21 protein-coding genes and 1 pseudogene are annotated in these 18155 nt (G+C 60.6%); 7 read left to right on the top strand and 15 right to left on the bottom strand.

Features of this window, described 5'->3' with window-relative positions; all coding sequences use genetic code 11:
• Window positions 1-32: 32 nt before the first annotated feature.
• The 7 genes and pseudogenes from DK26_RS01420 to DK26_RS01390 all read right to left on the bottom strand — a co-directional run bounded on the left by DK26_RS01420 (window position 33) and on the right by DK26_RS01390 (window position 5390).
• Entirely contained in the window at window positions 33-596 is a 564-nt protein-coding gene (locus DK26_RS01420) for a cytochrome c oxidase assembly protein (protein WP_157089455.1), read from the bottom strand.
• 218 nt (window positions 597-814) lie between these two features.
• The gene (locus DK26_RS01415) at window positions 815-1060 is read right to left on the bottom strand and encodes a hypothetical protein (RefSeq protein WP_066467589.1); all 246 of its coding nucleotides are present in this window, start codon (window positions 1058-1060) and stop codon (window positions 815-817) included.
• A gap of 879 nt (window positions 1061-1939) precedes the next feature.
• The gene (locus DK26_RS01410) at window positions 1940-2233 is read right to left on the bottom strand and encodes a SemiSWEET transporter (protein WP_083532906.1); all 294 of its coding nucleotides are present in this window, start codon (window positions 2231-2233) and stop codon (window positions 1940-1942) included.
• A 189-nt stretch (window positions 2234-2422) separates the two neighbouring features.
• Entirely contained in the window at window positions 2423-3367 is a 945-nt protein-coding gene (locus DK26_RS01405; protein ID WP_066467586.1) for a L,D-transpeptidase, read from the bottom strand.
• 275 nt (window positions 3368-3642) lie between these two features.
• Window positions 3643-4203, bottom strand: coding sequence for a type 1 glutamine amidotransferase domain-containing protein (locus DK26_RS01400; RefSeq protein WP_066467584.1), 561 nt, complete (start codon window positions 4201-4203; stop codon window positions 3643-3645).
• Window positions 4204-4278: 75 nt separating this feature from the next.
• Entirely contained in the window at window positions 4279-4806 is a 528-nt protein-coding gene (locus DK26_RS01395; RefSeq protein WP_248309840.1) for a cupin, read from the bottom strand.
• A gap of 52 nt (window positions 4807-4858) precedes the next feature.
• Window positions 4859-5390: pseudogene (locus DK26_RS01390) on the bottom strand (hypothetical protein).
• Between the two features lie 339 nt (window positions 5391-5729).
• Here DK26_RS01390 and DK26_RS01380 point away from each other — a divergent pair.
• Both DK26_RS01380 and DK26_RS01375 read left to right on the top strand, forming a co-directional pair.
• Window positions 5730-6125 (top strand): PRC-barrel domain-containing protein, encoded by a 396-nt coding sequence (locus DK26_RS01380; protein ID WP_066467580.1) that lies wholly within the window; start codon window positions 5730-5732, stop codon window positions 6123-6125.
• 350 nt (window positions 6126-6475) lie between these two features.
• Window positions 6476-8005, top strand: a complete 1530-nt coding sequence (locus DK26_RS01375) for a PAS domain-containing protein (protein WP_083532893.1) — start codon at window positions 6476-6478, stop codon at window positions 8003-8005.
• Here DK26_RS01375 and DK26_RS01370 read toward each other — a convergent pair.
• Window positions 8002-8352, bottom strand: a complete 351-nt coding sequence (locus DK26_RS01370; RefSeq protein WP_066467578.1) for a response regulator — start codon at window positions 8350-8352, stop codon at window positions 8002-8004. The genes DK26_RS01375 and DK26_RS01370 overlap by 4 nt on opposite strands.
• 191 nt (window positions 8353-8543) lie before the next feature.
• Here DK26_RS01370 and DK26_RS01365 point away from each other — a divergent pair, with 191 nt between their 5' ends.
• Window positions 8544-9086 carry a lipocalin family protein gene (locus DK26_RS01365; protein ID WP_066467576.1) on the top strand — a complete coding sequence of 181 codons (543 nt, stop codon included), beginning with the start codon at window positions 8544-8546 and terminating at the stop codon, window positions 9084-9086.
• A gap of 292 nt (window positions 9087-9378) precedes the next feature.
• Here DK26_RS01365 and DK26_RS01360 read toward each other — a convergent pair whose 3' ends face one another.
• Both DK26_RS01360 and DK26_RS01355 read right to left on the bottom strand, forming a co-directional pair.
• Entirely contained in the window at window positions 9379-10155 is a 777-nt protein-coding gene (locus tag DK26_RS01360; protein ID WP_066467575.1) for a transglutaminase family protein, read from the bottom strand.
• 429 nt (window positions 10156-10584) lie between these two features.
• Entirely contained in the window at window positions 10585-10770 is a 186-nt protein-coding gene (locus DK26_RS01355) for a hypothetical protein (RefSeq protein ID WP_066467574.1), read from the bottom strand.
• 235 nt (window positions 10771-11005) lie between these two features.
• Here DK26_RS01355 and DK26_RS01350 point away from each other — a divergent pair, with 235 nt between their 5' ends.
• Window positions 11006-11224: a hypothetical protein gene (locus tag DK26_RS01350; RefSeq protein WP_066467573.1), complete on the top strand. Its 219-nt coding sequence runs from the start codon at window positions 11006-11008 to the stop codon at window positions 11222-11224.
• Between the two features lie 691 nt (window positions 11225-11915).
• Here DK26_RS01350 and DK26_RS01345 read toward each other — a convergent pair.
• The 5 genes from DK26_RS01345 to DK26_RS28835 form a co-directional block, all read right to left on the bottom strand.
• On the bottom strand, window positions 11916-12350 hold the full coding sequence (locus DK26_RS01345) for a hypothetical protein (protein WP_066467571.1): 435 nt from the start codon (window positions 12348-12350) through the stop codon (window positions 11916-11918).
• A 292-nt stretch (window positions 12351-12642) separates the two neighbouring features.
• A complete protein-coding gene (locus DK26_RS01340) occupies window positions 12643-13746 on the bottom strand; it encodes a PHB depolymerase family esterase (protein ID WP_083532892.1) in 1104 nt (367 codons plus the stop codon).
• Between the two features lie 14 nt (window positions 13747-13760).
• Window positions 13761-14153, bottom strand: a complete 393-nt coding sequence (locus DK26_RS01335) for a CopG family transcriptional regulator (protein WP_066467570.1) — start codon at window positions 14151-14153, stop codon at window positions 13761-13763.
• A gap of 92 nt (window positions 14154-14245) precedes the next feature.
• Window positions 14246-15517: an HWE histidine kinase domain-containing protein gene (locus DK26_RS01330; RefSeq protein ID WP_066467569.1), complete on the bottom strand. Its 1272-nt coding sequence runs from the start codon at window positions 15515-15517 to the stop codon at window positions 14246-14248.
• 653 nt (window positions 15518-16170) lie between these two features.
• The gene (locus DK26_RS28835; RefSeq protein ID WP_157089453.1) at window positions 16171-16488 is read right to left on the bottom strand and encodes a hypothetical protein; all 318 of its coding nucleotides are present in this window, start codon (window positions 16486-16488) and stop codon (window positions 16171-16173) included.
• 294 nt (window positions 16489-16782) lie between these two features.
• On the opposite strand from DK26_RS28835, the gene DK26_RS01320 reads away from it, so the two are divergent.
• From DK26_RS01320 to DK26_RS01310, 3 genes are all read left to right on the top strand, one after another.
• Window positions 16783-17079 carry a PepSY domain-containing protein gene (locus DK26_RS01320; protein WP_083532904.1) on the top strand — a complete coding sequence of 99 codons (297 nt, stop codon included), beginning with the start codon at window positions 16783-16785 and terminating at the stop codon, window positions 17077-17079.
• Window positions 17080-17102: 23 nt separating this feature from the next.
• Entirely contained in the window at window positions 17103-17642 is a 540-nt protein-coding gene (locus DK26_RS01315; protein WP_066467563.1) for a general stress protein, read from the top strand.
• A gap of 132 nt (window positions 17643-17774) precedes the next feature.
• A complete protein-coding gene (locus DK26_RS01310) occupies window positions 17775-18002 on the top strand; it encodes a hypothetical protein (protein ID WP_066467561.1) in 228 nt (75 codons plus the stop codon).
• Window positions 18003-18155 lie beyond the last annotated feature (153 nt).

The raw sequence follows: 18155 nt of genomic DNA, 5'->3' as shown, positions 1-18155 counted from the left end.
ATGGCGCTGCAAGAAGCCACGCCGCTGTACGTCTAGCGTGCGCGAGCAGTTGCATTGTCGGATCTGGGACTGTCGTCGAGGCGACCAAGTAGCCTGGCAGCGAGCGCCACGCCCGTGACGAGATAACTCAGCGGACAGGCGGTGATCATCAGCAGGCCGGCGAGGTGTTGGTCGCCGATCGTCGAGGGGCCGGTCGCGCAGAGCGAGAGGGCAAGCCCCGGCAGTCCGTAGAGATCGCGGGGCGCGAAAACCATGAGTGCCCCCAGCAGGCAGGCAAGCTTGCCGGTCAGCAGCAAGGCGGCGAGGGCTCGCCAGTCGGCAGCCGCGATCACGGCCGACCAGAACCAGATGGCTGTGACGCCGAGCACTGCGACGAGAACAAGCTGCGCGAGCCCCGAACTCGCCGCGAGCTGCTGCATCATCGGGGCGTGCCACGCCCAAAGGGCAACCATCTGCGCAAGGCCTGCGGGAAGGATCGAGGTGCTGGCGTCGAAGCGATGGCGAAGCAGGACTGCGATGACGGGGGCGGCGATGTTCATCAACCCGAGATGCAGCATCATCTGCACGGACAGCGGACCGGGGTCGACCAGTGGCACCGTCACCCCTCCGGCGACCAGCAATGCAAACGCCCCGGCCAGGACCGGAACGGTGCTCGAGCTTGGCCGATGGATGTGATGCAAGCGCTCTCCCCCCGGTATGACAACCGGTGGAAGCGGTCTGGGTTCCCGCCAATCGCTCAAAGAGGGCGCCGGCGAACTCGACTCCCACGCGACGTTCGCGATGTCGCGAAGCCTCGGCGCGGCGATAGCCTTGGCTACCCGACCGCGTAGTGAACGATCAGCCAGGCTAGCCCGGCCAATAGCAGTCCCCCGATCAGAACCGCCAAAACGGGTCTGCCGAGGAAGCCTTGCCGGCCCTCAACTGGCGTCGCAACAGCAGGGTCCTCGCTGGAATGGTCGTCGGCGCGCATGGGTGGCACCGCTGCGCCGCCCGGCAACTCGCTCTGCCTCTCGGCGCGGGCGGCAGCCTGCTTGATGTCGCTGTCGTTTGCATTGCTCATTGCACCACACCTCGATCAGGCCGCGCGTTTAGCCGTCGCAACCGATAGGGAGACCGTTGGGCTGCACGATTGTTCCACACGATGCTCTAGGCAGCACGCAACGGGCTCGTCGATTATCGGCGTTGCTTCTGGCGGCCGTTCTGACGGCATCAAGGGGCAGGGAACATCAGACACAGCGACGCGTTCTCCGCGTGCCGACGCGTAGGAGTCACTGCCATGGACGAATCCCGCGTCCGAGCGATCGCTAGGGCTCTTTGCCGATCCGCACGGGTCGATCCAGACTCCCTACTTTCAACCGATGAGGCGTGTCAAAAGTACTGCGAAACGGGCACTGTCCAGAACGAGGTTTTGCCGGCACGATCCGCTTCCAGGTGCACGATGGCGGGATAGCAGCTGAGGTACGATCCGTTTCAGGCTGTGGCGCGCTAAGAGGCCGAGGTTGCGGTTTTCTTTTCCTCACAGTCACGCCTTCCCTGGCGCCCGTGTCATCGTTGCCGACGACGGTCTGGCCGAAGGAGAATGCCTGGTCGAGTTTGGGGATGGAGGTGTGGTCCTTGCCTCGTTTCGAAGATGCGGTGGCGCGCTCCTTCTGACGGTGCCGACCTATCGAACCGTCAGAGGCTCCGAAGTCGGAACGCGGCGATGGCTGATCGAACTCCAGAACGGCGAGAGCTGGCGGGCGAGAGAGGCATAGCCGCGCTCTAAGCGGAACAATGCCTCCCGCCTGAACGGGCTCAGACGAGTGGGAGAGCAATCAGGGTCCCCAACCCCACCACGATAGCCGCCCTAATCCAGGCGCCACGAACGTCGGATGAAATAACGCGCCGCAACATGCCACATATCTCCACCCTCCCAGGCTGGGGAGGCCGAGGCATCGAGTCAAGTTGGATCGATCTTGTCGGCAACCGCGTCCTTTTTCTCCTGTGGTAGAAGCGTCATGGCCAGGATGAACAAGGCGAGCAGGAAGCAGACACTGTTTGTGAGGATCAGGGGCCACTCTCCGAGCCCAAGTCCATACAACGTCCAGAGCAGGAAGCCTGATACGGTGAAGCCGTACATTGTTGGAGAAATCGAGCTGGTATCTCTGCTCCTGACAATGCGCCAGGCTTGTGGAACGAAGCTGATCATTGAGCACAAGGCGGCTAGCGCGCCAGCAACAGTGATCCAATTCACAGCAAGCTCCCGACGGATCGAAGGGCGTTCTGGCCTCCCGCGGAGAACGAACGACCCAATGTACGGTTCCGTCGTTAGGCAGTTCATTGCACCAAACGAGTCTCGCAAGGACATTAGGCACTCACCATTGCCGCCCATAGGCCGAGTTCGTAGCGCGGAGTGGGCCCTCATTGAGGGGGGCTGTGCGCCTCAATCTACGAACCGAACCAGCGTCCCGGGCTTGACCAGCTGCGCCAATTCCTCGGCATCCCAATTCGTCAGCCGGATGCATCCATGTGACGACGCCTTGCTGATCCGCGACGGCTCCGGGGTACCATGTATGCCGAAGGTTGGCTTTGAAAGCTCGATCCAGATCGTTCCGACCGGGTTGTTCGGTCCCTTCGGCAAAACCAGACGGCGCTTGTTCTTGCCCTGCTGGAAGTTCTTGACCGGATCGTAGTGGTAGGTGGGATTCTTCACTACGCGAACGACCTGGTGCTCGCCTTCCGGCGAGGGAGTGTCTTCGCTGCCTATGGTCGCCGGGTAGCTGGCGACGACCTTTCCAGTTGCATCGAGAGCATTCAGCATGCCGCGGGTCTTGTCAGCCTCGATCAGCGTGACCTCGTCGGTCGGTCGTGTACGGTCGGACGCGACAACATGAAGGGTTTCGCCGCGGCGCCGAAGGCGTGCGTTCGGATTCAGCGCGTCGAACAGCTTCTCGCTCATGTGAAATCGTTCGGCGAACATTTCGCCCGGATTCTTGTAAGCAAGACGCTTCATACGGGCCTGGCGGGCGTAATCATGCGGTACTCGCCTGACGTATCGGTACCGCGCATCCTCCTTGGTGATGCTGTATTCGGAAATGATGTCGGGGCTGCTTCCTCCGAGCAGGGCCTGCCACGTTGCCGCGTCGATAATGTCGCCATTGCCGAGATTCGCACGGCTGCGGAACTTTGCGACCGCTTTCCGATAGTTCTCGCCATCAATGCCGTCGATCTCGCCGGGCGAAATGCCTTGGCGCGCCAACAGCACCTGCGCCTTCACGATCGATGGTGTTGGGCGGGTCAGCTTGCTCGGTGCTGGAGCGGGAGGGCCCGCGTTGTTGATCTCATCCAAGGTAAGCGCTTCGGCGCTTCCGATCGCAATCGCCAGCAAGCACCATATCAAGGTTGCTTGGCGTTTTAGAGGAGTGAGCACGCGCATAAAAAGGTACCGTCGCTACGAAAATGTGCATCGCTAACGCAGCGTCTCAGCCCCCAGTTCCCTCCCAGCCCTCTCGAGCTATCTAGATCGCAAAAACTAACCGACAGCTGCTCCGCATAGCGGAGAGCGGATAGATGGGTTCACAAATCCACGGGAAATAGGGGCGAGGGGCGAATGACCGCTATGGGAAGGCTCCTGAAGACATAGCGGTCATCCGCAGGAACTCGTCAGGCTGCCCGACGACTGTGCTTGCCTTCCTGAATCTCCTCGATGATCTTGGCGATGAAGGCCGGCAGATCATCAGGCATGCGCGAGGTTATCACGCCCTTGTCGGTTACCACCGCTGCATTTTCCCATTGGGCACCGGCATTGATGAGATCCTGCTTGATCGTCTTATAGGACGTCACCTTTCGACCTTTTGCGATTCCCGTCTCGATCAATAGCCACGGCGCATGGCAAACGGCCGCCACGACCTTGCCCTGATCAAAAAAGGCTTTGATCAGGGCGAGAGCGCTTTCTTCGCCACGCAAAGTGTCGGGATTCATCTGGCCGCCAGGAAGGACGAGAGCATCGTATGAGGCAACATCGACCTTATCGAGGGTCTTGTCGACTTTCACGGCGCGGCCCCAGTTCTTGTTGTCCCAGCCCTTGATCTCTCCGGGCTCCAGGGAGGCAACATGCACTTCCGCGCCCGCCTCCTTCAATCTCGTCTGCGGCAGCTCAAGCTCCGACTGCTCGAAGCCGTTCGTTGCGAGAATCAGAATGGTCTTGCCGTTCAGGGCGCTCATGGTGTGCTCCTCACTGATTGGGTTCGAAGACCAACCAAGGAAGCGAAGAAGCGTTCCCACAAAGCTCGCCAACCATCAAAGTCCGTCCCACAGCTCGAGCATCGGACCATCCCGCCCATAGACCGGATCCATCAAAGGTCTCGCGAGCTTGCCGATAGCAGCTCGGATTTCTCCAGTTGGCGCATCACGCAGAATGTCGCCGCTTTGGCCTGGCGGGTAGGCGCCAACAACCAGCAAATCTGCGGTGGCCGTCAGCCGTCGATGACCTGTGCCAGCAGGGAGCAGGATCACGTCACCAACCGACACTTGGAGTTCTCGTCCCCTTTCGCCGCCAATCATCAACTCGGCCGAGCCATGGGCAATGCCGAGGACCTCATGGCCTTTGGAGTGATAATGGTGGAAATCGTAGATCCCGTTACGCCAAGCCGGCGGCCAGCCGTTTTGATCGAAGCGCTCTTCCATCAAGCTCGCGAGATCAGAGATATTGCGCCCGAATGCCTCCCGATAGACGAGTGCTGGGAAGCGCTGATTGTTGGGGATGCTGCCCCGCTCTTCGAAATGCAGCGCCAGAATGGTTGGCGTCGACATCGCTTCGCCTTTCATTCGCGCCCTGCCGGGCCGAAGCCGGGCAGGGCTTTCAATTCGCTATTCGCGGTCAGATGCCGAGCCGGACATAGGGCGTCGCGTTGGCATCGAACTGAGTCCAACCTTCGCGCTCATAGTCGGCTCGGCGCGTCGCCACGTCGATCGGTGTCGCGCGATCCATGATCGCCTCAGCTTCGGGCGCGCGCGCCTCGGAAGTGCGAAGCGAAACTACGGATCCGCCACGCCGCACGCTCTTGGCGTAGACGTGAGCCTCCCGCTCGTTGACGCCGGCACTGGTCATGGCACCGATGATTCCTCCAGCGGCCGCCCCGGCGGCTGTTGCCGCGAGCCATCCTGCCGCCACTACGGGTCCGATGCCGGGAATGGCAATCATGCCCAGGCCCGCGAGAAGCCCGGCGGCTCCGCCCACACCGGCGCCGATGCCTGCACCTTCCCCGGCATTGCTGTCCCTGTGATCTTCGCGGCGTCCGATCACGCAAAATGTCACTGTCCGAGAAGCCAGCATTTCCCAGTTGCTCGACGACGGCGGCCGCAGTGGCGTAATCCTCATACGATCGGGTGATTGTGAGGGGGCAGTTCAAATCTCCTCTCGCGAACCTTGCTCAGTGACGGGTGATGTTGCTGCGATAATCCACGCTCACGGTGACGGGCTGACCGCCATGCGTGGCCGTGCCCTTCCAGACGCCGTTGTCGTCCTTCTTGATCTCGCTAATAGCGCCATAACCATTGGCCTCCAGGCGGCTCTTGGCCTGGCCCTCGGGAAGCTATTCGCGCCCCGACCGCGGACCGTACGGTGGGGCGGTGCCGACGCACTTGATCCGCAAGTCGAGGAACAATTGGGCTCGGACTGGATTGATCACCGCCAGATCAATTGGCCCGCCCAGCGCTCCTGGGTGTAAATCGAACTTTCGAGGTTTCCCATGCGCATGACTGTCGCAACCCTTGGCCTGTCCCTGCTGACGAGCGCCGCTTTTGCGCAGTCGGCGCCGACATTGGCTCAACCGCCCATGTTCACCGAGGTCAATCAGGCCTCAGCGCTTGGGAGCAGTCTCAAGGGCCTGAACGTCAAGAATGCAGGCGACGAAACCGTAGGCGAGATCGAGGATCTCGTTGTCGTCGGCAACACGCTCGCGTCCTACATTCTTTCCGTCGGCGGTTTCCTCGGAATGGGAACCCACTATGTCGCGGTCAGCCCGAATTCCATCGCCATCACGTGGAACGAGGCGGACAAAAAGTGGAACGCCCGGATTAACGCGACGAAGGATCAGCTGAAGGCTGCGCCCCAGTTCAAATACGAAGGCCGCTTCGCCAAATAGTGCTCGGCTCATCGCCAGGTATGGCCCCGCTGACTCCGGTTGGCGGGGCTTCGTTAAGTCCATAGTTGTTGCCCCCCACCGCGGAACCTTTGACGCTCCCGCTTCGGCCTCCGTTATCGGGAGGATGGAATGGATGATGCACTGTTCGTCACGGTGGGCATGCTGGCCGTTGCAGCCATCTCGTGGTTCGCATCGAAGCGCTGGCCCATTTGATCGCAAGCCAACTGGCATGCCGGGCTACTTCTTCGACATCTTAACATTCACGGGCGATCGAAAATGCCCTACGTCAAAAGACATAGAGCGAGCGCGCGAGGTCGCCTAGGTATGAGGCTTTGGGAGCGCCTTCTAGTATGAGCGCCGAGTCCGAGCACGACCGTATCGACGCTGAAATTTCTATGGTCGACAAGTCGTCCGACCCGTTCGCATCCGCGGTCCGCGCGACCCGGATGCCGATGCTGATTACCGACCCCAACCTACCCGACAATCCGATCGTCTTCGCCAATGACGCCTTCTTGCGGCTGACGGGCTATAGCCGCCAAGAGGTGATCGGGCGCAACTGCCGTTTCCTCCAGGGGCCTGAGACCGATCTTGCCGACGTGGCCAGACTACGGGATGCTATCGCCCGGCGAGCTCAGATCGAATTGGATCTGATCAATCACCGCAAGGACGGGTCGCGATTTTACAACCGCGTGCTGATCTCTCCAGTGTTCGACGAAGACGGCCATCTTACCTATTTCTTCGCCTCTCAGTTCGACGTGACCTTGGAGAAGGATCGGCTTGTCCGTCTGCAGCAAGAGCATGCCAAGCTGGAGATGGAGGTCGAGCGCCGCACGCGCGAGCTGCGGCAATCGGAGGAGCGCCTGCGCTTCACAATGCAGGCCGCCAAAGTGGGCGCCTGGACGCTCGACTTGACGGACATGCGACTGACAACCTCTGAAAGCTGTCGACGCAATTTCGGCAGGGACGCTGGAGCCCCCTTCACCTACGACGACCTGATGGAGCAGATCGTTCCCGACGAACGCGCCAGGATGCGCCTATCCGTAACGGAAGCAATCGAGGGCCGCACCGACTACGAGCACGAGTACCGGATTACGACGCCCGCCGGCGAGTCACGCTGGATCATGGCCCGAGGCCGGCCGTACTACGATGCCAACGGGCGCCCCATCAGCATGTCCGGCGTAACCCTCGACATGACGGAGAACAAGCGCAACGAGGAGCAGCGCATTCTGCTCACCGCAGAACTGAAGCACCGGGTCAAGAACTCGATGGCAACAATCCAGGCCATCGCCACCCAGACCATGCGCAACTCGTCTTCACTTGAGGAGGCGTCCGAGGTTCTGACCGCCCGCATGCAGTCGCTGGCGAAGGCGCACGACCTACTTACCCGCGAGGACTGGCAGAGCGCCACAATCGCCGAGATTGTTGCAAGCGCGATTGGGTCGTTCGACATCCCTGGCTCAGACCGTTTCCGCGTCGGCGGGCCGAATGTCAGCTTTGGACCACGCGCAGCCATGTCGATGGTACTTGCCCTGCACGAGCTATGCACCAACGCGGTCAAGTACGGAGCGCTGTCGGTGCCGGGCGGTCACGTGGTGGTCGATTGGCACGTGACGCGACATGGCTCTGACGAGATGATCGAGTTCCATTGGAAGGAGGTCGGGGGGCCACCAGTTGCTGGCACGCCCAATCGACGAGGGTTTGGCACACGCCTGATCGAGAAGGTGCTGGCCGCCGAACTCGGCGGTCTCGGCGAGATCCAGTACCTGCCCTCAGGTGTTGTTTTCACAATCACCGCACCACTGCCCGATCAGGACAAGATCAGCGGGAAGCCGGACGACGAGGAGATGTTTCGGCGTAACATCAGCGCTTCGATCGACTAGCCCGCGACGGCCTTCAGCATGGCAGCCGGCGAGTAGGGCTTTGGAAGGAAAGGCACATTGTCCGGGAGCTCACCGGCGCCAGGCACGACTCTTCCACTCGCCACCACAATCATTACGGGTGGCCAGCGGTCGCGCACGGCCCTAGCCAACTTCATCCCGTCCATTGAGCCCGGCATCTCGATATCGGTGAAGACGACATCGATATCCATCCGGCTCTCCAACAGCGTAATGGCCTCGTCCGCGTTCGCAGCCTCCAGCACCAGATGACCTGCTTCCATCAGGGTGTCGACAGCATCGAGTCTGATAAGAGCCTCATCCTCGACGACCAGGATAACCAATTGGGACATGAGACGCTTTCAAGGGGTTCATGACACCAATTCGCGAACGGGTCCGATGTTGCGTCCGAGCGCCGTGAATTCGACACGAGATTTCATTGCCTAGAGGCCGTGTCGCCGCGCTCCGGCTGTACGGCGGTCGCACGCTCTGGAACCACGACACGCAACCAGCGTTTCGCCAGGGCTCGCCGCTGGAGAACACAATGCGCTTTCTTCCTCGCCTTCTTTTCGCAGGTGCGGTGCTCGCCTTGGCCGGCTGCAACCCTGCGGAGGTGTACCCCGTTGGTAATGCAAACGTCCCACAGCCCAAAAAATCGGTCGAACTCAACCGCTATCTCGGTAAGTGGTTTGAGCAGGCCCGGTATGAGGCGAGTTTCCAGAAGGATTGCGAGGGCGTCACCGCCGAGTACACGCTGAAGCGCGACGGTAACGTGCGGGTCGTCAACACCTGTCGGCAGGGCGCTGTGAACAGCGTGAGCCGATCAGCCGAGGCTACGGCGAAAATGGTCGAGGGCTCCAATGGCTCGAAGCTCAAAGTGACGTTCGTCTGGCCCTTTGAGGGGGACTATTGGGTTCTGGATCGTGCGGACGATTACTCGTGGTCGATTGTCGGCGAGCCGTCCGGGCGCAATCTTTGGCTACTCACCCGCTCTTCGAGGGTTAGCGACCGCCAATACGCGACGTTAGTGAAGCAAGCTGCTTCGCTCGGTTACGACGTCAGCCTACTGAGACGAACGCAGCAGTAGGGCCGCTGCGACTCGGTTGTTGCTGCCAATTAGCGAAGCTGATCTCAGCTGCCACGCTGCTCCGCTACGTAGGGAGGTTTGTGGTGGTCGTCGTCAGTACCGGTATCGGCGCGAATTGAACGGCGAGTGAAGCAGTTGGTGGCGTGCCTTGTCGTTGGCGATCCACCGCCAGCTCGCCGGGGAGCGATGAGCCGGTCACGTCATGTCGTAAGTGGCAGGCTGATTGACTCGATGCGTCGCCATTTCCGAGCTCTTGCCTATCCGAATTTTGGGGCGCATCGCCTAACTGTCTTCAGATCGCTTCAGCCAGGATGTTCTGGCGTATCAGTTGGCAGGGCTTGTCGGTCGTCAGGAATGCAAGGTCCGCGGCATCGCGCCCGTGTACGATACGGGCCAGCCCCTCGATCGGAGCGAGCCTGGTCGGATCGACGAGCCACCATCGATTATTCAGAAAGACCTCCATGACCGCGTGAAAGTCAGGTGGCTGCAGGTCGACTGCGTAGGCACTGACCGCTCGTGATGGAATGGACAGCGCCCGGCAAAGCGTAATGCCTAGGTGGGTGAAATCTCTGCATACGCCGGCGCGGACCGTGAATGTGTGCGCGGCGTCGGTCTCGGCGGTACTGACGCCGGACACATAATCTACGTGCCGATTAATCCATTCCATGATGGACATGACTCGAGCGACCCCGTCCTCCGCCTGACCGAACTCTCGCAATGCGAAGCGCTGGAACTGGTCGCTGGGGCAAAAGCGGCTTGGAAGCAGATAGGGCAGAACGTCGGCTGGAAGTTCGCTCCAGAGGTGCTGCCGGGCGGCCGAGGGTAGGAGGGCGCGCGTGCCGTTGTCGACCACGGCCTCGTACGAAATTGTCACTTCCCCGGACAGACAGGCCCGGAAGCTCCGCTCGCCGTCGGGGCCGGTATCGCGTGCGAGTTCTGTCGAGGGGATCGCCGAGAGTGCTTCGGAGAGCACTGTCTGATCAGAGGACAGGGCTGCCTCGATCTTGCCGATCACCTGGGTTGGAAAGGCAAAGCCGTAAACTAGGGTCGTAGTCGTTCGAATTTGCATTCTGTTGCCTCGGATCGTGTTGCGCCATCAACGGCGACCGACGACCAGCGTTCCATCAGTACCGGATCGAGGAAGTTGTTATGGCTGTGCGAATATCATCGTCGCCGCCAATCACAGGCTCCGACCGCTGCTTCTCTCGAAAGAAACGTTGGTCCGATCATGTCGGACGCTTCTTCCTACGGGCATGCGAGGATGTCGGCGTCGCGGCCGACTTCGACGGCCGACTGGGTGTGACGTCCTTCGCTCGTCTGGCTCGCGTCTCGATATTCAAGCGATAAAGCCCATAGGCGATCGTACCGGCAACGAGAACGGGTGTCGGCAGACGAGATGCGAGCAACGTCAAGGGCACGGCCACGCTTTCGGGGATCTCACCTTGAGCAACATCGTGCGCGATCCACGCGCCCGCTAGGCTAGAGAATGAAGCTTTGATCATCGCTTATCCTCTGCGCCGCCTGGAGTGACGGGTACCTGTTCGGCAACCGGGTCACTCGCCGGAAAGGTGTCCTTCAAAGCCTTTTCCAGCTTTTGGTCGGCCGTCATTTCGCGCTCTTCCTTGCGCTGGGCCTTCTGTTCCTGCTCGAGGCTTTTCACCGCGGGACTGTTCTTTTCGGTCACGTCGTCCTCCCTGGTTCTTCGATCCTAGAGGTGGCAACGCGAGGCACTCTTCTGCGTTCCCGCGCCGGCCGATCCATCGACTTGCTCCAGGGTGGCAGCTAGCGATTTAGACCGGGTCCCGGCTGCCGGAGCGACGAGCTTCTCGCCGTCCCGAAGCGGCCGAACAAAACGGTTCGTCACGGCAATCATTGGTCGGTAGCGTGCTCTTGTGGGTTGCGTAGCGATGAGGTGTGTCATGCCTAACGTCGACGCCGTCACGATCACGACTTATCAAGAGCGCAAGACGGCTGTGCTTCGGGCCGCGGAGCTTCTTTCGTCAGCCAAAGCCTCCGATGATGAGCGCGAGTTCGATCTGCTAACCGAAGCGATCGCGGATTTCGATATCCGGCAGGATGCTGAGGCCTTTGTTGAGATCCCAGCCGAGTTCATGCGTTTTCTTGGTCGAGCGCATTAGCTTTGGAAGTTACCAAATCGCCGGTTTGCGCTTCTCCGAGGCGTGTCGGATCCGCGCGAGCCCCGCGGATGGCCGCTCTCTTGGTTGGCAGACTATCCGGAACCTCGCCCCAGGGGCGGTCGTTATCGCTCGAAGGAGTTCGAACGATGGCCGACAAACCTGATCGAAACACAGACGCCCCAGCCGCTTATGCGACTCCGCAACGCGGTAGTCAGCCGGGCACGCAGAGTGAAAACCGCGCCGGCCCTAATCCACGGTCGCTCCACGAGACTGGCCCTCACGCGCCATACGACCCCAACGATCGCGAGGGGGTCGCTGCAGAAAAACATCATTCGGACCGAGCCGATTTGAGTGCTGACGTCCCGTCGCACGCGTCGAGCGCAACCATCAAAATAGTCGACTTGAGTAAGTTCCCCCCGAGATTGCCAAAAGTCTAGTTAGGCGCCAGGAGCGACGCTTCCAATTTAACGGCGCCACGCTCCCGGCCGGCGCGCTGGTCGTTGTTCTCGACACCTGGCCGGTCGAGCTGGCGCGCAGCTGGGCGGAGCCACTGACGCGCGCTGAGTTCGTTTCGTTGCGTGCGGGGTCACGCGGCATGCGGCCAGCGCGGGCTTCTGCCCCGACCTGGTTGATCGACCTCAGCGGTCCTCCCATACGTTCCACATGGGCTTTCCCGAGGCTCTTGTCCGCCCTACGCTTCGCCCGTTGGTTCTTCGTCCAGGCGATAAAAGCCACGCCGGTCACGAGCCCAACCTAATTCGTTGTCGATTGCCAGCACTTGCAGAGTTGCGATTTGCTGGCCCTCAGCAAATGCGGTGCCAATGGCTGATGCTCCGACGATATCTCCGACGATTCTCGGGAGCACTTCTCCAGCATCCAGAATACCCCATTCCTTGAGCATAGGTGCGTCGACCAAATCCTCGGCACTAGGTGCCCATCCGCGTTCCAGCCGGGAGAGGTCAGCTTTGAGACGGTCCATTTCCTCGGCAAGAGTCAGGCCGTTTTCAAACTCGGACAAGGCGGCTGAGCCTGGAAATTTGGAATTTACTTCATGAGAAAGCATATAAAGTTTCGCGCCGGAGCTCGTCGTTGCAAGAGGCTCACCGAACAGGTCCCAGAAGTTCATTGTCTTCTCCTTGATGTCTAGTCAGGACAAGAATCGTAAGATGAACTCATGCAAGCGACACGCGCCGATTGCGCGGATCCAAGGGGAAGGTTGAGAGAGCCGTGCGGCTCCACCTCATCGACAATACATCGCTGCCATGGGCGCCTTGGACGGCGCCTATCTCCGGCGATGGTAGCGCCCGCCTTTTGGGTCCGCGCCTTTTCCGCGCCTGAGCCCTGGTCGAGGCGTTCAACTGCGGCCCGGAGTGCTTGGCCTGATTGACGTGCGACGCCGAGCAACGGTGCGCCGGACCTCAAGCCTGAAGGAAAAAGCGAACCATCTCACGCGAGGCATCGGGCCCGGTCGCATCGACATAGCTTCCACGATGATCGCCTCCCGACCAGGCATGGCCTCCGCCATGGATCAACCAGTGTTCTGCGAGCGCGTGATCCTGCCCCCGTCCGATCAGTGAGCGGGTCACGCGCTTCCCGTTGATCACCGCATCGATCTGATACTCCGGTAGCGGGCCATGCGTAGACCGCGCCAGATCGAACATTCGCTCACCATTCGAAGGATGAACTGTGGCATCGGCCTCCCCGTGAAAGATGATCTTTCTGACGGTGGAAGCCCGCCTTGCCGACGCCTTCCCATTCCCCTTCATGGCGGAAAAAGCCGACATCACGTCTTTGGCTGCGCCGTAAGGCAATCCGGAATGGATACCGACGGCCGTAAAGACTTCCGGATAAGCCGATGACAGGACGTCCGCCATCGCGCCACCCGCCGACAGCCCGGCAGCGAAGATCCGGCTGCGACCGATCGCGAATTCTGAAGCCAGTTCCTGCGCAAGCCCGGCCAAGAGGGCCGGTTCACCTGCGCCTCGCTGCTGGTGACGTCTGTCAAACCAGTTCCAGCATCCCTGTGCGTTGGCCGATTTAGGTTGCAGCGGATACGCGACGATCAAGCCAAACTCGTCTGCCAAGGCGTTCATTCGGGTCCCGCGTGCAAAATCGTCCGGGTTTTGGGTGCATCCGTGCAGCATGATGATCAATGTGAGCTGTCGACCGGCGTAATCGTCGGGCACGTAAAGCTTATAGGCCAAGGAGCCGATCACCGATCGGAACATGCGAGAGCGAAAATTCTCGCTGTCATCGGGCTGTTCGACGACAGAGGCCTCGGCCCGGCGGTCCTTGAAGAAACTCGCCCGCTGGCGCCGAAGCTGATCCAGCACAGTCTCGAGACCGCGCGTCGACGATGGCTCGATGCCGGGTCTGTCTTGAGCACGACTCTGCGAATCCATCCCCTCTTGAACGGGTCGACCTGAGAGTGCGCGTTGGAGCGCGTTGGTTGCTCCCGCTACATCGGACGTTCTAAGGCGCGTCATGGCTTCGCCGATGGCGGCGTGAAAACGAGGGTTCATGGCTGTCCTTGGGTTCATGAGAGCCGGTCGGCCAAAGCGGCCTTGATCTCTGCGGAGGCATGAAGGGCGCCGAGAACCGTGATCGATGCGATGGCTTTGCGCGCTAGCTCCGGCGGCACGTCGGCCTCGATGACGGCGAGGCCAAGAACCCTGATTTCGAGCTGTTCCCCGGCGGCGACCACTGCCTCTAGGTCCCGGCGTGTGAAGGTCCGAAGTCCAAGCTCCAGCGCAAGCCGCGTTGTTGCTTTCGCAGCGACGTCTGCATGGGTCGAAAGCTGGTTGCGGATCGCTGTCCGAATGAAGTCCGACCGGTTGGAATAGAAGCCATCTCGCACCAGCAGGTCGATGCGGCCAAGATCGACGAACCCCAGGTTCAGTGTCAGCTTCTCGCTATCGGGAACTTTCATGGCCCATCCTCATGCCATCCAATGGGATGGTATGTGGATGCTCTCCCTCGATTATCAAGAGGCTTGCCTGTGCGGGAACCGATGTTCTGGTTTTAGGGCGCGGCGTCGTTGACCGCAGAGACCGCCGAAAGCGGCAATGTGATCGAGACAACCACGCCTTCGCGCTGCCAGTCGTACGAGAGCGTCCCACCGAACTGGCGGACGATCGTCGTATCCAGCAACCGGCTGCCGAAGCCGATGCGTTCCGGAACAGCGTCAATCGCTGCGCCTCCCCGTTCTTCCCAGCGCACCGACAAATGGTCGTCCGCGGCGCTCCAGGAGACCGCGACGGTTCCTTCGTCGGCGGCGAGCGCGCCATATTTGATCGCGTTGGTGGCTAGTTCATTTACCACCAATGCGAGGCCGCTGATCGATTCAGGCCTGATCGATACTGTTGAGCCCGTCAGACCAAAGCGCTGACCGTTCTCTGATTGATGAGCTTCGATTACCGATCGGACAATATGCTCAAGCTGGAGCGGTGTTGCCGTCGCCTCTCCAGCCAGCACAAGATGGTGTGCCTCGGCGAGCGCCTGAATTCGGCCCGACAGGCTCTTTGAGAAATCGTCCTTGTTCTTGGCGCTTTTCGCGCCGAACCGGATCATCGTGCTGACGAGGGCGAACAGGTTCTTCACCCGGTGGCTCATCTCGCCAGCCAGAGTTTTTTGCAGCTGCTCACTTTCACGCAACGCCGCGCATGCGCGTTCCAGCTCCTGCTCTCGCGCGCGCAGACCTTCTTCGGTAATAGTTCGCTCAAGCAGATCGGCTGCTTGCCGGGCTAAAATATCGAGCAAACGCAGATCTCTGTCCGACGGGGAGTGCGGTGTCCTCCAGTGGGTCGAAATCATGCCGAGCAGGTTGCCGCTGCGAGAAAGCAGCGGCGTTGTCTGGGCAGAACGGATACCCGCCTGTCGGAATGCAGTGAGGTCCGGCGTGCCGACAATGTCATCCCATTCCTCGAAATCGGGAATGATTGCCCGTTGTCCGACTTTAAGCGCCAAGGTGCAGCTGCTGTGCGCCGTGGGTTTGACCCATTGCCAGAACTCAACCGCCTCAGGAGGCAATCCACGATAGCAAAGCAGTTGCAAATGGCCTTCGCGGCCGGAGGGATCGCCTTTCGGACAGAGCAGCTGCATCGTTCCGAACTGAGAACGGGAGATCGAGACGGCTGCGTCGACAATCTTCCCATAAAGCTCCGCCCGATCGGATTCGCCGATCAACTCAATGCTGATCTTGTGAAGAAGCTCGAGGTCTGCGTTTTCGCTTTCAGGAACGGGCGAAGGATTTGGGGAAATCGCCTGGGGCCGGGTTTGGAGCAGGCTTGTCATAACCTCTCTCATTGGCCCTAGAGTCTCACGAACAGAACGCATTGCAGGAGCTTAGCAAGATTGCCCCCGGATAGCGACGCGATTTCTAGATGTCGCTCGGCACGACCCATCAGGCCGTCGCCCCATGCAGCGCCACGCCGGCGATCACGAGGCAAAAGATAGCTCTCCTAAGTTGCCTTTCTTCGCGCGCAACTCGTGCAGGCAAATGTCTTTTGATATTGAGCTGTCGCAGATCGAATGAGAAAATGCCTTCCCGCTTTGGGAGTGTGCAGAAATGGAGCAGGGTTCCGACGCCGCAGATCGCGCTGTGTACATTATCTCCACCGCGGCCCAGTACCGCGAAGCGATCGCCCGTTTACGCGTCTTAGAGGGTAAGCCTAAGAGCCCGCCGGTGGCTCGAGAGCGCGATGCCCTGGAACTGGCGGTGTCTCGTTATCTGACGCTGGGTGATCGCCCCGGTTCTCAAGACCGAAACGACCAGTAAACCTAATCGAATTTACGCGCGCTCGGCGCCAGTCTCAATTCAAGGTCGCGACGTTAAGCGTTGGACGATCCAAGGGCCGCTGCGGCGTAGGAGGGCTGGACACCTACCGGCTTTGGATCGAACCTTCAGGGCTCGGTGCGGCGCCCCGCGAGGACAAGCGCTACTCCCATCACGGGGTGATGAGGTCACCATTATTCTGTTGAGCCATAAGGGTTCCCGCTCCGGGCTTTTGCGTGAATCGGGCAAATGCTCGCCCCTTCAGGTCGTGCTCGTCGAGTGCCATCGGGACGAGGCTGGCCACGATGAACTTCAACCGCTCTCGTTCCTGCTCTTCTGTTCCTAGAAGCTCAAATGATGATGAGCGAATCTGGGCCCAGACATCATCGACAACTGCGATTGCTCGAGCCACATCAACCGGGTCGGTCAATGATCGAAACGGCATGTCCCCCTCCTCTTCGGCAGGGAAGATAGTGGAGCGGCGCTTCATTTAAAGAGGCAAGGTGAGCGATGGCTGCCGAGGAACCCAAGATGGCAGTGGGCGTTGACGACGGGATGTCGTTTCGAGCCTCAACTCATGTCTTTCGCCGCGTCACTCTGGTTGTTCCTGATCGCCCTCGTCCTTTCTACCCTGACATTTTTCTCGTTTGGCACGCGATGAGCGTTGGCCCGCTGTAGAAGGCGCACTTCAGCGCGCGTAAGTCATTCCAATCTGGAACAAATTTCTGCGTTCCCGGTTCTGATGAGCATCGGCCGCAACGGCCTGCTTCTCGGGAGGAATGTAATGAGAAAGCTCATCATCACATCTTTTGTTGCCTCGGTGATGTCGATGGGCGCGTTCGCCCAAACTTCGACGACGTCGCCCGCACCGACCCCAGCTCCGGCCGATGCCAATGCCCCGCTGCCGGGTGCCAACAGCTTCACTGAGGGGCAGGCCAAGAGCCGCCTCGAGGCCAATGGCTATAGCGCCATCAGCGAGCTCAAGAAGGACGACAATGGCGTCTGGAAGGGCACGGCCACGCATGGCGGCCAGCCGGTCACCGTGAGCGTCGATTATCGCGGCAACATCACCCGTCACTGACAGCGTTTGAAAGGAGAACTGCGATGACCCGCACAATCACCCGATCCTACGATGACTATGCTGCCGCGACCGCGGTCGTAGAGGACCTCGGAGCGGCCGGCTTTTCGGACTCCGAAATTAGCGTGATCGGCCGCCGCGGCGATGACGTCGACGACAGCAATGCCGGCGAGGGCGCTGGCATTGGTGCAGGTGTCGGCGGAGCCGCCGGGCTGCTGGCTGGCCTCGGCATGATCGCCATTCCTGGCATCGGACCCGTTGTGGCGGCCGGATGGCTTGCCGCGACTGCGGCCGGAGCCGCGGCTGGCGCGGCAGCAGGTGGGATCATCGGCGCCATGACCAGCGCCGGCGTCGATGAGAAGGACGCTCACCTTTACGCTGAAAGCGTCCGGCGCGGCGGCTCCGTAGTCTCAGTTCGCACTTCAGAGGCGCGCGCCGTCGAAGCCGAAGCGATCATGGATCGTGCCACGCCAGTCGATATTTCGATGCGCCGCGCTGACTACGAACGCGAGGGTTGGACCCAGTTCGATGCCAACGCGACGCCGTACGTGAGGCCGTCGATCTAAGCTGCGACGGGAAGACGCTGGGGCTCGACGTTACGTCGGGCCCCAGCTCTGGAGGTTTTCGATTGATAGGGACTCGTCATTCGGAGGGCAGGGCGCTAGCCTATCCGCGGTGCATCCTGCGGGGAGGTGGCTATGCCTATCGCCGACACCGTGATGATTGCCTCTCCCAACGAGCGCAGAGCCGCTGTTCTCAGAGCTGCCGAGCTGATCAACTGCGCAAAAGGCTCCGATGAGGAGCGCGAATTCGACGCGCTGACCGAAGCGATCGCCGAGTTTGACTTAAGGCGGCACGCAACTCCTGTCATCGAGATACCCGCTGCCATCATCCAAGTGTTGGGTGGTGAGCATCAGCTTCGCTGAGCGACTTAGGCCGTTGGTGATCGGCGACGCTTTGGGCGGGCAACCATGGGCTTGATGATGAAGCGACGCAGAAGGGCATTGTCGACCATCAGCAGATGCTGAAAGTCAAACGTGAGTTGGGGCGGACACCCTGGCCAGCCGACCGAGGGCCCG

Origin of the sequence: Allobosea sp. WAO (genome assembly GCF_001509835.1) — a bacterium.
Lineage (GTDB): Bacteria > Pseudomonadota > Alphaproteobacteria > Rhizobiales > Beijerinckiaceae > Allobosea.
Note: the sequence above shows the minus strand (reverse complement) of the source record. Positions and strands in the feature narration are given on the sequence as shown.

Coding starts and splice junctions, on each gene's coding strand:
- DK26_RS01315 (WP_066467563.1), top strand. CDS start 17,103: ATGACCCGCACAATCACCCGATCCTACGATGACTATGCTGCCGCGACC.
- DK26_RS01340 (WP_083532892.1), bottom strand. CDS start 13,746: ATGAACCCTCGTTTTCACGCCGCCATCGGCGAAGCCATGACGCGCCTT.
- DK26_RS01335 (WP_066467570.1), bottom strand. CDS start 14,153: ATGAAAGTTCCCGATAGCGAGAAGCTGACACTGAACCTGGGGTTCGTC.
- DK26_RS01400 (WP_066467584.1), bottom strand. CDS start 4,203: ATGAGCGCCCTGAACGGCAAGACCATTCTGATTCTCGCAACGAACGGC.
- DK26_RS01310 (WP_066467561.1), top strand. CDS start 17,775: ATGCCTATCGCCGACACCGTGATGATTGCCTCTCCCAACGAGCGCAGA.
- DK26_RS01345 (WP_066467571.1), bottom strand. CDS start 12,350: ATGAACTTCTGGGACCTGTTCGGTGAGCCTCTTGCAACGACGAGCTCC.
- DK26_RS28835 (WP_157089453.1), bottom strand. CDS start 16,488: ATGAAGCGCCGCTCCACTATCTTCCCTGCCGAAGAGGAGGGGGACATG.
- DK26_RS01370 (WP_066467578.1), bottom strand. CDS start 8,352: ATGTCCCAATTGGTTATCCTGGTCGTCGAGGATGAGGCTCTTATCAGA.
- DK26_RS01380 (WP_066467580.1), top strand. CDS start 5,730: ATGCGCATGACTGTCGCAACCCTTGGCCTGTCCCTGCTGACGAGCGCC.
- DK26_RS01350 (WP_066467573.1), top strand. CDS start 11,006: ATGCCTAACGTCGACGCCGTCACGATCACGACTTATCAAGAGCGCAAG.
- DK26_RS01395 (WP_248309840.1), bottom strand. CDS start 4,806: ATGAAAGGCGAAGCGATGTCGACGCCAACCATTCTGGCGCTGCATTTC.
- DK26_RS01320 (WP_083532904.1), top strand. CDS start 16,783: ATGAGAAAGCTCATCATCACATCTTTTGTTGCCTCGGTGATGTCGATG.
- DK26_RS01330 (WP_066467569.1), bottom strand. CDS start 15,517: ATGACAAGCCTGCTCCAAACCCGGCCCCAGGCGATTTCCCCAAATCCT.
- DK26_RS01415 (WP_066467589.1), bottom strand. CDS start 1,060: ATGAGCAATGCAAACGACAGCGACATCAAGCAGGCTGCCGCCCGCGCC.
- DK26_RS01365 (WP_066467576.1), top strand. CDS start 8,544: ATGCGCTTTCTTCCTCGCCTTCTTTTCGCAGGTGCGGTGCTCGCCTTG.
- DK26_RS01375 (WP_083532893.1), top strand. CDS start 6,476: ATGAGCGCCGAGTCCGAGCACGACCGTATCGACGCTGAAATTTCTATG.
- DK26_RS01360 (WP_066467575.1), bottom strand. CDS start 10,155: ATGCAAATTCGAACGACTACGACCCTAGTTTACGGCTTTGCCTTTCCA.